This window comes from Acidovorax sp. (assembly GCF_046339755.1).
Classification (GTDB): domain Bacteria; phylum Pseudomonadota; class Gammaproteobacteria; order Burkholderiales; family Burkholderiaceae_C; genus Acidovorax.
Genome location: NZ_JBKDTZ010000384.1, coordinates 29,500 through 42,609, shown reverse-complemented (window position 1 = coordinate 42,609; position 13,110 = coordinate 29,500). Strand labels below are relative to the sequence as shown.

Annotated in this window: 10 protein-coding genes and 1 pseudogene; 10 read left to right on the top strand and 1 reads right to left on the bottom strand. The window is 68.2% G+C overall.

Translation table 11 applies throughout. The annotated features are described in order from the left end of the window. The 10 genes and pseudogenes from rpsA to mnhG form a co-directional block, all read left to right on the top strand. Window positions 1-1,341: 30S ribosomal protein S1 (gene rpsA, locus ACK59X_RS33000; protein ID WP_409963444.1), on the top strand; the 1,341-nt coding region annotated here is incomplete at its 5' end. 81 nt (window positions 1,342-1,422) lie between these two features. Next, window positions 1,423-1,773 carry an integration host factor subunit beta gene (locus ACK59X_RS32995; RefSeq protein ID WP_409963442.1) on the top strand — a complete coding sequence of 117 codons (351 nt, stop codon included), beginning with the start codon at window positions 1,423-1,425 and terminating at the stop codon, window positions 1,771-1,773. A 112-nt stretch (window positions 1,774-1,885) separates the two neighbouring features. Continuing rightward, window positions 1,886-2,200, top strand: a complete 315-nt coding sequence (locus tag ACK59X_RS32990; protein WP_409963440.1) for a lipopolysaccharide assembly LapA domain-containing protein — start codon at window positions 1,886-1,888, stop codon at window positions 2,198-2,200. Further along, window positions 2,190-3,344 (top strand): lipopolysaccharide assembly protein LapB, encoded by a 1,155-nt coding sequence (gene lapB, locus ACK59X_RS32985; protein WP_409963439.1) that lies wholly within the window; start codon window positions 2,190-2,192, stop codon window positions 3,342-3,344. Before ACK59X_RS32990 ends, lapB begins: the two co-directional genes overlap by 11 nt. A 74-nt stretch (window positions 3,345-3,418) precedes the next feature. Beyond that, window positions 3,419-3,850 (top strand): ComEA family DNA-binding protein, encoded by a 432-nt coding sequence (locus ACK59X_RS32980; RefSeq protein ID WP_409963437.1) that lies wholly within the window; start codon window positions 3,419-3,421, stop codon window positions 3,848-3,850. Between the two features lie 143 nt (window positions 3,851-3,993). Next, window positions 3,994-6,975 (top strand): monovalent cation/H+ antiporter subunit A, encoded by a 2,982-nt coding sequence (locus ACK59X_RS32975; protein WP_409963435.1) that lies wholly within the window; start codon window positions 3,994-3,996, stop codon window positions 6,973-6,975. Between the two features lie 2 nt (window positions 6,976-6,977). After that, window positions 6,978-8,243 (top strand): annotated as a pseudogene (locus tag ACK59X_RS32970) (Na+/H+ antiporter subunit C); the annotation flags it as partial. Continuing rightward, a complete protein-coding gene (locus ACK59X_RS32965; protein ID WP_409963433.1) occupies window positions 8,243-8,734 on the top strand; it encodes a Na+/H+ antiporter subunit E in 492 nt (163 codons plus the stop codon). The pseudogene ACK59X_RS32970 and the gene ACK59X_RS32965, both read left to right, overlap by 1 nt. Further along, on the top strand, window positions 8,731-9,018 hold the full coding sequence (locus ACK59X_RS32960) for a K+/H+ antiporter subunit F (RefSeq protein ID WP_409963431.1): 288 nt from the start codon (window positions 8,731-8,733) through the stop codon (window positions 9,016-9,018). The genes ACK59X_RS32965 and ACK59X_RS32960 overlap by 4 nt, the downstream gene beginning before the upstream one ends. Beyond that, window positions 9,015-9,395 (top strand): monovalent cation/H(+) antiporter subunit G, encoded by a 381-nt coding sequence (mnhG, locus tag ACK59X_RS32955; protein ID WP_409963429.1) that lies wholly within the window; start codon window positions 9,015-9,017, stop codon window positions 9,393-9,395. Before ACK59X_RS32960 ends, mnhG begins: the two co-directional genes overlap by 4 nt. 36 nt (window positions 9,396-9,431) lie before the next feature. Here mnhG and ACK59X_RS32950 read toward each other — a convergent pair whose 3' ends face one another. Then, a complete protein-coding gene (locus ACK59X_RS32950; protein WP_409963448.1) occupies window positions 9,432-13,076 on the bottom strand; it encodes a hydantoinase B/oxoprolinase family protein in 3,645 nt (1,214 codons plus the stop codon). Window positions 13,077-13,110: the final 34 nt, after the last annotated feature.

The window sequence follows — 13,110 nt, the reverse complement described above, 5'->3', positions numbered from 1 at the left end:
GTCAAAGGCGGCCTCACTGTGTTGGTCAACGGCATCCGTGCCTTCTTGCCAGGTTCATTGGTTGACACACGTCCTACCAAAGACCTGTCACCGTACGAAAACAAGACCATGGAGTTCAAGGTCATCAAGTTGGACCGCAAGCGCAACAACGTCGTGTTGTCACGTCGTGCTGTGGTTGAAGCCTCCATGGGCGAAGAGCGCGCCAAGCTGCTCGAAACCCTGTCCGAAGGCGCCATCGTCAACGGCGTGGTCAAGAACATCACCGAGTACGGTGCGTTCGTGGACCTGGGCGGCATCGACGGCCTGCTGCACATCACCGACATGGCATGGCGCCGCGTGCGTCACCCATCGGAAGTGGTGACCGCCGGCCAGGAAATCACCGCCAAGATCCTGAAGTTCGACACCGAGAAGAACCGTGTCTCGCTGGGTCTGAAGCAGATGGGCGACGACCCATGGATGGGCGTGAACCGCCGCTACCCCCAAGGTACGCGCCTGTTCGGCAAGATCACGAACATCGCCGACTACGGCGCGTTCGTCGAACTCGAACCCGGCATCGAAGGCCTGGTGCACGTCTCCGAAATGGACTGGACCAACAAGAACATCGCTCCCGCCAAGCTGGTTTCGCTGGGCGACGAAGTCGAAGTCATGGTCCTGGAAATCGACGAAGACAAGCGCCGCATCAGCCTGGGCATGAAGCAGTGCAAGGCCAACCCATGGCAGGAATTCGCACAGGACACGAAGCGCGGTGACCGCGTCAAGGGTCCGATCAAGTCGATCACCGACTTCGGCGTGTTCGTGGGCCTGGCTGCCGGCATCGACGGCCTGGTGCACCTGTCCGACCTCTCGTGGAACGAACCCGGCGAAGCCGCTGTTCGCAACTACAAGAAGGGCCAGGAAGTGGAAGCCATCGTGCTGGCCGTGGACGTGGACCGCGAACGCATCTCGCTGGGCATCAAGCAGCTCGACGGCGACCCATTCACGACCTTCGTGACCGTGAACGATAAGGGCCAGACGGTGACCGGCAAGGTCAAGACCGTGGACGCCCGTGGCGCTGAAATCGACCTTGGCGAAGACATCGTGGGCTACCTGCGCGCTTCGGAAATCTCCCGCGACCGCGTGGAAGATGCCCGCAACGTGCTCAAGGAAGGCGACGAAGTCACGGCCGTGGTGGTGAACGTGGATCGCAAGACCCGCAACATCCAGCTGTCGATCAAGCAAAAGGACATGGCCGACGAACAAGGCGCCATGGCCAGCCTGAGCCAGCAATCGAGCCGCGAAAGCGCCGGTACGACCAGCCTGGGCGCCCTGCTGCGCGCCAAGCTGGACAACTCCGACAAGTGAGTGACGGCTTGACCTTCTGAAGGTCAATCCTCAGCGGGCGCCTCGTGCGCCCGCTTCTCTTTATCCCCGACAATCGACGCCATGACCCGCTCCGACCTTGTAGAAGAACTGGCCGCCCGCTTTGGCCAGCTCACCCACCGCGATGCCGAATACGCCGTCAAGACCATTCTTGATGCGGTGGGCGATGCGCTGGTGCGTGGCCATCGCATCGAGATCCGGGGATTCGGCAGCTTCTCGGTGAACCACCGCCCGCCGCGCATGGGCCGCAACCCGCGCAGCGGCGAAGCCGTGGCCATCCCGGAAAAGCGCGTGCCCCACTTCAAGCCGGGCAAGGCCCTGCGCGAAGCTGTGGACAAGCGCACGGCCGAGATGGAAGACGACGGTACACCCGCACCGGCAACCGCGGCCAAGGCCACGGGCACCTCGGGTTGACACCGCGGCCGGGCCGAACGCCAACCAGGGAGTGCATTCCCCACAGGGGTGCGCACCATCCCGGGGACAGCGCCACCAGCGCCGTAGAATCTCCCCACCACCGGGGAGCCCCATGAAATACCTCCTGTGGCTGCTCAAGGCAGCCATTTTTTTTACCCTCTTCGCGTTCGCGCTGAACAACCAGCAGGACGCCACCGTGCACTTCTTCTTCGGCACACAGTGGCGCGCGCCGCTGGTGCTGGTCGTGCTCACGGCGTTTTCCGCCGGCCTCATCGTCGGCGTGCTGGGCATGGTGCCGCGCTGGTGGAAGCACCGCAGCGTGGCACGCCAGGCACTGAAGCAGACAACACCACCCGCCACCCCTGCCAAGGCCGCCGTCCCGGCCGAGGCCGCACCTGCCGAGATGCCGCCCATCCATGGAATTTGACCTCAGCTGGATCCTGCTGGGCCTGCCGCTGGCCTTCGTGCTCGGCTGGCTGGCATCGCGCTTCGACATCCGCCAGTTGCGCGCAGAGAACCGCCGCGCACCCAAGGCCTACTTCAAGGGACTGAACTTCCTGCTCAACGAGCAGCAGGACCAGGCCATCGACGCTTTCATCGAGGCGGTGCAGAACGACCCCGACACCTCGGAGCTGCACTTCGCCCTCGGCAATCTGTTCCGCCGCCGCGGCGAGTACGACCGCGCCGTGCGCGTGCACGAGCACCTGCTCTCGCGTGGCGACCTGAGCCGCACCGACCGCGAGCGCGCCCAGCATGCGCTGGCGCTCGACTTTCTCAAGGCTGGCCTGCTCGACCGCGCCGAGGACGCGCTCAACCGCCTGGAGGGCACGCCCTTCGAGGCCCAGGCCCGTCTGGCACTGCTGGCCATCTACGAGCGCTCGCGCGACTGGCCGCACGCCACCACCATCGCGCGCAAGATGCACGATGCCGACCAGGGCGACTTCAGCACCCGCCAGGCGCATTACCTGTGCGAGCAGGCGGCAGCGCTCAGCGGCCAGGCCGACCATGCCGGCGCCCTCGCGCTGCTGGAGCAGGCCGTGGCCGCAGCCCCGGGCGCCGCACGCGCCCGCATCGACATGGCACGGCTGCAACACCTGATGGGCCAGCCCGCCGCCGCACTGGCCACCCTGAAGGCGCTGGGCGAGCACAACCCCGCCGCCCTGCCCCTGGCCGCGCCGCTGATGGTGGAGGTGGCCGCCACCACGGGGCAGACGGCGCAGGCCCAGGCCCTGCTGCAGGAGCACTACGACGGCGGCCCCTCGCTCGACGTGCTGGAGAGCCTGGTGTCCATCGACACCGCCCTGGGAGCCGGAGAAGGCGCCCGCCAGCGCTATGTGGACCACCTGGACAAGGAAAAATCCCTGGTGGCCGCCGCCAAGTGGCTGGCCGGCGAGAAGCTGGAGCACGAGGAGTTCCACCCCCAGGTGCAACGGGCCCTGGACCACGCCGTCAAGCCGCTCACGCGCTACCGCTGCGCGGCCTGCGGTTTCGAGGCGCGCCAGCATTTCTGGCAATGCCCCGGCTGCCAGACCTGGGACAGTTACCCCGCCCGCCGTGTAGAAGAGCTTTGATCCCCCGGGCCGATATGATGGCTGCGCGAGCCGTCCGGCCCGCGCTCAACACACCACTAGAGGGAGTCGCATCCATGTTCAAGAAATTCCTGTTCATCATTGCCCTGCTGTTTGCGGGCGCGTCGTTCGCCGCCGTGGACGTGAACAAGGCCAGCGCGGCCGAACTCGACGGCATCAAGGGCATCGGCCCGGCCATGTCCGAGAAGATCCTCAACGAGCGCAAGAACAGCGAGTTCAAGGACTGGAACGACTTCATCGGCCGCGTGGGCGGCGTGGGCGAGAAGACGGCCGCCAAGTTCTCGGCCGAGGGCCTGACCGTCAACGGCAAGCGCTTCAGCGCCGCAGCCCAGGCCAAGGCCGACAAGAAAAAGAAGGAAGCGGAAGCCAAGGCCAGCAAGACCGCAGCCAAGGGCGAAGACAAGCCCGCCAGCAAGAAGAAGGACAAGGCAGCGGAGCCTGCTGCCGCTGCTGCCCCGCAGGCGAACGCCAGCGACGCGAAGAAGTGACGAGAGCCCGCTCCGCGGGCGCATCCGCATGGCAGTCAGCCCGCTCAAGCGGGCTTTTTCATGCCCGGCCCCTGGCCATGCAGGAGCCGTCTCTCCAGCCGCTGCAAAGGGACTTTGGGAGCACGCCCTAAAATCGTTCGGGCATGCCCCTGATCACCCTCATCATCCTCCCCTTCATCGGCAGCCTGCTGGCGGCGGTCCTGCCCACCAACGCCCGCAACACCGAATCCACTCTGGCCGGCCTCATCGCCCTGTTCTGTGCGGTGCAGGCCGCGCTGTACTTTCCCCAGATCGCAGGGGGCGAGGTGCTGCGCCAGGAGATCACCTGGCTGCCCGCACTGGGCCTGAACCTGGTGCTGCGCCTGGACGGCTTTGCCTGGATGTTCTGCATGCTGGTGCTGGGCGTGGGCTCGCTCGTCGTGCTGTATGCGCGCTACTACATGTCGGCGGCCGACCCGGTGCCGCGCTTCTTCTCGTTCTTCCTGGCCTTCATGGGCGCCATGGTGGGTGTGGTGCTGTCGGGCAACATCATCCAGATCGCGCTGTTCTGGGAGCTGACCAGCCTGTTCTCGTTTCTGCTGATCGGCTACTGGCACCACCGCAAGGATGCACGCCGCGGCGCGCGCATGGCGCTCACCGTCACGGGCACGGGCGGGTTGTGCATGCTGGCCGGCATGCTGGTGCTGGGCCACATCGTGGGCAGCTACGACCTGGACCACGTGCTCGCCGCGGGCACGCTGATCAAGGCGCATCCGCTGTACCTCACGGCGCTGGTGCTGGTGCTGCTGGGCGCCTTCACCAAGAGCGCGCAGTTCCCCTTCCAGTTCTGGCTGCCCAATGCCATGGCGGCGCCCACGCCGGTGTCGGCCTACCTGCACTCGGCCACCATGGTCAAGGCCGGCGTTTTTTTGCTGGCGCGGCTGTGGCCGGCCCTGGCGGGCACCGAGCACTGGTTCTGGCTGGTGGGCGGCGCAGGCCTGTGCACCCTGCTGGTGGGCGGCTATGCAGCCATGTTCCAGCACGACCTCAAGGGCTTGCTGGCCTACTCCACCATCTCGCACCTCGGACTCATCACCCTGCTGCTGGGCCTGAACAGCCCGCTGGCTGCCGTGGCCGCTGTGTTCCACATCATGAACCACGCCACCTTCAAGGCCTCGCTGTTCATGGCGGCCGGCATCGTGGACCATGAAAGCGGCACCCGCGACATCCGCCGCCTGTCAGGCCTGCTGCGCATGATGCCCATCACCGGCACGCTGGCCATGGTGGCCAGCGCCGCCATGGCCGGTGTGCCGCTGCTCAACGGCTTTCTCTCCAAGGAGATGTTCTTTGCCGAGACGGTGTTCGTGAACACCGTGCCCTGGCTCGAAATCCTGCTGCCCGTGGCCGCCACCCTGGCCGGCATCTTCAGCGTGGCCTACTCGCTGCGCTTCATCGCAGACGTGTTCTTCGGCCCGCCCGCCACCGATCTGCCCCACACGCCGCACGAGCCCCCGCACTGGATGCGCGTGCCGGTGGAACTGCTGGTGCTGGCCTGCCTGGTGGTGGGCATGGTGCCGGCCTGGTCGGTCGGCGCCGTGCTGCAGGCCGCGGCCAGGCCCGTGGTCGGTGGCGAGCTGCCCACCTACAGCCTGGCCGTGTGGCACGGCTTCAACACCCCCTTCGTGATGAGCCTGGTGGCCCTGGGCGGCGGCGTGGCGCTCTACCTGCTGCTGCGCTGGCTGCGCGAGCGCGGCGCGCTGGACGCACCACCGCTCATGCACCACATCAGCGGCCAGCGCCTGTTCGACTGGGTCCTGGCCCGGTTGTCGCTGGCCGGGCGCAATGGCCGGCGCCTGCTGGGCACCGGGCGGCTGCAGTGGCAGATGCTCTGGCTGGTGGTCGCGGCCCTGGTGGCCGGCACGCTGCCGCTGTGGGTGCGCGGCCTGCCCATCGGTTCGCGCGAACAGTTGCCCCTGTCGCCGGCGTTCGCGGGGCTCTGGCTGTTGGGTGCCCTGTGCGCCGTGGCGGCCGCCTGGCAGGCCAAGTACCACCGGCTGGCCGCGCTCACCTTGCTGGGCGGTGCAGGGCTGTGCACCTGCCTGACCTTCCTGTGGTTCTCGGCGCCCGACCTCGCGCTCACGCAGATCGTGGTGGAGGTGGTGACCACCATCCTCATCCTGCTAGGCCTGCGCTGGCTGCCCCGGCGCGACGAAAGCCTGCGCGTGCCCACGCTGTCGCAGGCGCGCCGCACCCAGCTGCGCCGCTACCGCGACATGGCCCTGGCCCTGCTCTCGGGCACCGGCATGGCCCTGCTGTCGTTCGCCATGATGAGCCGGCCCTTCCCCGAGAGCACCTCCACCTTCTTCCTGGAGCGGGCTCTCACCGAGGGCGGCGGCACCAACGTGGTCAACGTGATGCTGGTGGACTTCCGCGGGTTCGATACCTTCGGCGAGATCGTGGTGCTGGGCATTGTGGCGCTCACGGTGTATGCGCTGCTGCGGCGCTTCCGCCCCGCGCGCGAAGTCATGGACCTGCCGCCCCAGCAGCGCGCCGTGCCGGCCGACGTGGCCACCGACCTGGCCAACCCACGCCAGACCGCCGACACCGCCGTGGGCTACCTCATGGTGCCGGCCGTGCTGGTGCGGCTGCTGCTGCCTTTTGCGACCATGGTGGCGGTGTACCTCTTCATGCGCGGGCACAACGAGCCGGGCGGCGGCTTCGTGGCCGGCCTGGTGTTCTCGGTCGCCCTGGTGCTGCAGTACATGGTGTCGGGCACCTCCTGGGTCGAAGCCCACCTGCCGCTGTACCCGCGCCGCTGGATCGGCACCGGCCTGCTGACCGCGCTGGCCACGGGCCTGGGCGCGCTGTTCTGGGGCTACCCCTTCCTCACCAGCCACACGGCCCACCTGGACCTGCCCGTGGTGGGCGAGATCCATGTGGCCAGCGCGCTGTTCTTCGACATCGGCGTGTTCACCCTGGTGGTGGGCTCCACCCTGCTGATCCTCACCGCCATCGCCCACCAGTCGGTGCGCAGCCACCGCTTCAACGCCCGCGCCGCCGAGGAAGCGCAGGAGGAACAGGCCGCCGCCATGGCCGCGCTGGCGGCAGCAGGCACCCACAACAACAACATCCCAGGAGTCCGCTGATGGAACTGATACTCGCACTGGCCATCGGCATACTCACCGGCTCGGGCGTGTGGCTGCTGCTGCGCCCACGCACCTTCCAGGTCATCATGGGACTGGCGCTGCTGTCCTATGCCGTCAACCTGTTCATTTTCAGCATGGGCCGCCTGGGCCTGGCCATCGACAAGGAGCCCGTGCTGCAGCAAGGACTGCCGCAGGACCTGCAGCACTATGCCGACCCCATGCCGCAGGCGCTCACGCTCACGGCCATCGTCATCGGCTTTGCCATGACGGCGCTGTTCCTCGTGGTGCTGCCGGCCTACAGCGCGGCCACGGCACCGGTGGGCGCGCTGTTCGCGCTCATGACCAAGGTGGGGGTCTACAGCATCCTCAGGCTGTGGACCCTGATGTTCAGCAGCGATGCGGGCGACTCGGCCCAGTTCGGCAGCCAGTGGATCGTGGGTGCGGGCCTGGTGACCATGTGCTTCGGCGCCCTGGGCATGCTGGGCTCGCAGCGCCTGGGGCACCTGGCCGGCTATGCCGCCATCCTCTCCTCGGGCACCTTGCTCGCGGCCCTGGGCTTCGGGCAGACCCTGCTGACTGCCGGCCTGCTGTACTACCTGCTGGGCTCCACCCTGGCGGTGAGCGCCCTGTTCCTGCTGACCGACCTGATCGAGCGCTGGCGCAACGATGGCGCCAGCCTGGCACCGCACGAGAAGACGGACGACGCGCCCTTCCTCACCGCCGACCTGGTGCACACCCAGGGCCTGAACCTGGACGAGAAGGAAGAGGTTCTGATCGGCCAGGTCATCCCGGCCGCGGTGGCCTTCCTGGGCCTGGCCTTCATGGCCTGCACCCTGGTGATCGCCGGGCTGCCGCCGCTGCCGGGCTTCGTGGGCAAGTTCGCGATGATCCACGCCCTGCTCAACCCGCTGGGCCTGGGCGCTTCGGGCGGCTTCGTGCTGGGCTCGGGCGGCTGGGCGCTGCTGGCGCTGATGGTGGGCACGGGCCTTCTGGCGCTGATCGCGCTCACCCGCGCCGGCATCCGCCACTTCTGGGCCTTGCACGACCGCGCCGCGCCCAAGCTGCTGGTGCTGGAGGGCCTGCCCATCGCCTTGCTGCTCACCGGCTGCGCATTGCTGGCCTGGCAGGGCGGCGCGGTGATGCGCTACACCCAGGCCACGGCTGACGCACTGCATGCCCCCGGCACCTACGTGCAGGCCGTGATGTCGGCCATGCCCGTGCCCAACCCGCCCGGCACGGCACCGGGCGCCAACGGAAGGCCGCACTGATGATGAAGCGCATCCTCCCCGCCCCCATGCTGTCGCTGGCGCTGCTGGTGCTGTGGCTGCTGCTCAACCGCTCGCTGAGCGCCGGCAACTTCGTGCTGGGCGGCGTGCTGGCACTGGCCATACCGCTGCTCACGGCGGGCCTGCGCCCCCTGCCCGTGCGCGTGCGCGCCCCGGGCGCCGTGCTGCGCCTGGCCCTCACGGTGATGGGCGACACCGTGCAGTCCAACATCGCCGTGGCGCGGCTGCTGCTGGCCCCCGGCCGCAGGCGCCACCCCTCGGGCTTCGTGCAGATTCCGCTGGAGCTGCGCGATGCCAATGCCCTGGCCGTGCTGGCCGTCATCGTGAGCATCGCACCGGGCACGGCCTGGGCCGAGCTCTCGGTGGACCGCAGCGTGCTGATGCTGCACGTGCTGGAAGTGGACGATGCCGCCGCCATCGCCGCGCAGATCAAGCGGCGCTACGAGCGCCCCCTGATGGAGATTTTCGAATGACGAGCACGACCCCCATCCTCGACTGGGCCCTGCCTGTCGCCCTGTTCATGCTGGTGCTGGCCATGGGCTGCGCGCTGGCGCGCCTGCTCAAGGGCCCCTCGGCCCAGGACCGCGTGCTGGCGCTGGACTGCATGTACCTCAACGGCATGCTGCTCATGCTGGTGCTGGGCCTGCTGTACGGCAGCAAGAACTACTTCGAGGCGGCGCTGCTGCTGGCGCTGTTCAGCTTTGTCGGCTCGGTGGCCATGGCCAAGTTCCTGCTGCGTGGCGAGGTGATCGAATGAACGGCGCCACCACCGCCCTGCCCCTGTGGCTGGAGATCGTGGTTGCCCTCCTGGTGCTGCTGGGTGCGGGCATGGCCCTCTTGGGTTCGCTCGGCCTGCTGCGCCTGCGCAGCTTCTTCGAGCGCCTGCATGCCCCCTCCATCGCCGCGACCATGGGCTGCTGGTGCATCATGCACGCCACGGTGGTCTACTTCTCGGTGGCCGACGGCAGCCTGGCGCTGCATGCCCTGCTGATCGCCGGCTTCGTGGCGATCACGGTGCCCGTGACCTCGATCTTCCTGATGCGCGCCGCCCTGTTCCGCGCACGCCAGGCGGGCCAGCCCGGCGTGCCGCCCAGCCTGAGCGGCCCCGCCGCCGAAGGGCGCAAGGATCTTTGATACGGCCAGGCCCGCGCGGCGCGCGGGCCTGCACCGTCAGCCGACGAAGCCGAAGCCGCCGCCCCCGGGCGTGTGGATCTCGAACACATCGCCCGGCTGCATCTGCGCCTGGCCGATGTGGTCGAGCTGCTCCACCCTGCCATCGGCGCGCACCACCTTGTTGATGCCCACCGCCCCAGCCGATCCCCCGGCCATGCCGAAGGCGCCGTGGTGGCGGCCATTGGAGAGGATGCTGGCCGTCATGGGCTCCAGAAAACGCACGCGGCGCACGCCGCCATCGCCGCCCGCCCAGCGCCCGGCCCCGCCCGATCCCTTGCGGATCTCGTAGCCGTCGAGCCGCACGGGGAAGCGGAACTCCAGCACCTCGGGGTCCGTGAGGCGCGAGTTGGTCATGTGGCACTGCACCACGCTCGTGCCCGCAAAGCCATCCACCAGCGCGCCCGAGGCGTCCCACACGCCGCCTGCGCCGCTGCCGCCCGAGATGTTCTCGTAGTACTGGTAGCGCTCGCTGCCGAAGGGGAAGTTGTTCATGGTGCACTGCCCTGCCGCCATCAGGCCCAGTGCGCCATAGATGGCGTTGGTGATGCAGGTCGAGGTCTCGACGTTGCCCGCCACCACCGAGGCCGGTGGATTGGGGTTGAGCATGGAGCCCTGCGGGATAATGACCTTGAGCGGCTTGAGGCAGCCCGCGTTCAGCGGGATGTCGTCCTGCACCAGGGTGCGGAACACATACAGCACCGCTGCCATGCACACCGCCGTGGGCGCGTTGAAGTTGTGCGTCTGCTGCGCGCTGGTGCCGGTGAAGTCGATCTCGGCGCTGCGGTTCTTGGCATCCACGCGCACGGCAACGCTGATCTGCGAGCCATTGTCCAGCGGCAGGGTGAACTGGCCGTCTTTCAGGCGTGTGATCACGCGGCGCACGGACTCCTCGGCATTGTCCTGCACGTGGCGCATGTAGGCCTGCACGACATCGAGGCCGAACTCTCCCACCATGCGGCGCAGCTCCTGCTGGCCCTTTTCGTTGGCGGCGATCTGCGCGCGCAGGTCGGCCATGTTCTGCTGTGGGTTGCGCGAGGGGTATTCGCCGCTCTCCAGCAGCGCGATCATCTCGGCCTCGCGCAGCACACCGCGCTCCACCAGCTTCACGTTGTTGATCTGCACGCCCTCTTCCTCGATGCGCGTGGAGAAAGGGGGCATGGAGCCGGGCGTGATGCCGCCCACGTCCGCATGGTGGCCACGGCTGCCCACGTAGAACGTCGGCTCGGCTTCTTCGCCAATGTAGACCGGCGTGATCACCGTGATGTCGGGCAAATGGGTACCGCCGTGGTACGGGTCATTGAGAACGAACACATCGCCGGGCTGCATGCGCCCTGCGTTGTCGCGGATCACGGTCTTGATGCTCTCGCCCATGGACCCGAGGTGCACCGGCATGTGCGGCGCATTGGCGATGAGGTTGCCTTCGGCATCGAACAGCGCGCAGCTGAAGTCCAGCCGCTCCTTGATGTTGACCGAGTAGGCCGTGTTCTGCAGCTGCAGGCCCATCTGCTCGGCGATGTTCATGAACAGGTTGTTGAACACCTCCAGCAGCACCGGGTCCACCGTGGTGCCCACGGCATGCTGCACGGCGCGCGCCACGCGGCGCTCAAGCAGCAGGTGGTCCAGGTCGGTGAGCTGCGCCTCCCAGCCGGGCTCGACGATGGTGGTGGCGTTCTTCTCGGCAATGATGGCCGGGCCGGGGATCACGTCGCCGGGGCGCAGGTCCTCACGCACCACCAGGGCGGCCTCGTGCCAGGCGGGCACGCCATCGGTGCCGCCGGTGTACATGCGCACGGTGCTGCGGCGCGGCACTTCGCGTGCGGGGTTGAGCGCATGGCGCGGCTCCACGGCCGCATCGCCGGCGACCACGGCCTCGACCGACACGGCTTCCACCACCAGGCCCTTGCCCTGCATCAGGAAGGCGAAACGCTGGCGGTACGCGGATTCGAAACCCGCGGTGATCGCCGCCACGTCGCCGAAGGGCACGATCAGGGCGCTGTCGCTGCCTTCGTAGCGCACATGCACACGCCGGTGCACCGTGGCGGTGCCGTCGCCCGCCTGCTGCTCCAGTTCGGCGCGCGCGGCCGTGGCCAGGCGTTCCAGCACGGCATCGATCTCGGCCAGCGCCTCGGGTGCGAGCTTGCGCTCCACGGCCTGCTCGCGGATCACGTTCTGGTCCGCCAGGCCCATGCCGTAGGCGCTGAGCACCCCGGCCAGCGGGTGCACGAAGACGCGCGTCATGCCCAGTGCGTCTGCGACCAGGCAGGCATGCTGGCCGCCCGCGCCGCCAAAGCACTGCAGGGTGTAGCGCGTCACGTCGTAGCCGCGCGCCACCGAGATCTTCTTGATCGCGTTGGCCATCTGCTGCACGGCGATCTGGATGAAGCCATGGGCCACGTCCTCGCCTGCGCGGCCGGTCTGCTCTGACAGCGCGGCAAACTTCTCTGCCACGGCATCGCCGTCCAGTGCCTCGTTGGCCGCATGGCCGAACACGCGCGGGAAGTGCGCGGGCTGAATCTTGCCCACCATCACGTTGGCATCGGTCACGGCCAGCGGGCCGCCGCGGCGATAGCTGGCCGGGCCGGGGTTGGCGCCGGCACTCTCGGGACCCACGCGAAAACGCGCGCCGTCGAAACCGAGGATGGAGCCCCCGCCCGCCGCCACGGTGTGGATGCTCATCATGGGTGCGCGCATGCGCACGCCCGCCACCTGGGTCTCGAACTCGCGCTCGAACTCGCCCGCGTAGTGGCTCACATCGGTGGAGGTACCGCCCATGTCGAAGCCGATCACGCGCTGGTGCCCGGCCAGGCCCGCCGTGCGCGCCATGCCCACAATGCCGCCGGCCGGACCGGACAGGATCGCGTCCTTGCCCTGGAAGGCATGGGCATCGGTCAGCCCGCCCGAAGATTGCATGAAATACAGCGGCACGCCCGGCATCTCACCAGCCACCTGCTCCACGTAGCGGCGCAGGATGGGCGAGAGGTAGGCATCGACCACCGTGGTGTCGCCCCGGCTCACCAACTTCATCATGGGGCTGGTGGCATGCGATGCACTCACCTGCGTGAAGCCGGCCTCGCGCGCGATGCGGGCGGCGGCCTCCTCGTGCGCGGTGTAGCGGTAGCCGTGCATGAAGACCACGGCCGCGCTGCGCAGGCCGGCGTCGTAGGCGGCCCACAGGCGATCCTTGAGGTGGGCCTCGTCCAGCGCCTCGATCACCTCGCCGTGCGCGCCCATGCGCTCCTGCGCCTCGATCACGCGGCTGTAGAGCAGCTCGGGCAGCACGATGTGGCGGTCGAACAGGCGCGGCCGGTTCTGGTAGGCGATGCGCAGCGCATCGCGAAAGCCTTTGGTGGTGATCAAGAGCGTGGGCTCGCCCTTGCGCTCCAGGAGCGCATTGGTGGCCACCGTGGTGCCCATCTTCACGCACTCCACCGCCTCGGACGTCACCGGCTCGCCCGCCTTCAGCCCCAGAAGATGGCGGATGCCAGCCACGGCCGCATCCTTGTACTGCTCGGGGTTTTCGGACAGGAGCTTGTGCGTGACCAGCGTGCCGTCGGGCCGCTTGCCCACCACATCGGTGAAGGTACCCCCGCGGTCGATCCAGAACTGCCAGCGCGCGGGGTGGGTGGAGGCGGGAGAAGCCATCGTCATGCAATCAATAGAGGAGAAAGAGGGAGCG

Excerpts from the sequence above, each read along its gene's own strand:
- ACK59X_RS32965 (WP_409963433.1), top strand. The coding sequence starts at position 8,243 with ATGATGAAGCGCATCCTCCCCGCCCCCATGCTGTCGCTGGCGCTGCTG.
- ACK59X_RS32990 (WP_409963440.1), top strand. The coding sequence starts at position 1,886 with ATGAAATACCTCCTGTGGCTGCTCAAGGCAGCCATTTTTTTTACCCTC.
- mnhG (WP_409963429.1), top strand. The coding sequence starts at position 9,015 with ATGAACGGCGCCACCACCGCCCTGCCCCTGTGGCTGGAGATCGTGGTT.
- ACK59X_RS32960 (WP_409963431.1), top strand. The coding sequence starts at position 8,731 with ATGACGAGCACGACCCCCATCCTCGACTGGGCCCTGCCTGTCGCCCTG.
- ACK59X_RS32995 (WP_409963442.1), top strand. The coding sequence starts at position 1,423 with ATGACCCGCTCCGACCTTGTAGAAGAACTGGCCGCCCGCTTTGGCCAG.
- ACK59X_RS32975 (WP_409963435.1), top strand. The coding sequence starts at position 3,994 with ATGCCCCTGATCACCCTCATCATCCTCCCCTTCATCGGCAGCCTGCTG.
- lapB (WP_409963439.1), top strand. The coding sequence starts at position 2,190 with ATGGAATTTGACCTCAGCTGGATCCTGCTGGGCCTGCCGCTGGCCTTC.
- ACK59X_RS32980 (WP_409963437.1), top strand. The coding sequence starts at position 3,419 with ATGTTCAAGAAATTCCTGTTCATCATTGCCCTGCTGTTTGCGGGCGCG.
- ACK59X_RS32950 (WP_409963448.1), bottom strand. The coding sequence starts at position 13,076 with ATGGCTTCTCCCGCCTCCACCCACCCCGCGCGCTGGCAGTTCTGGATC.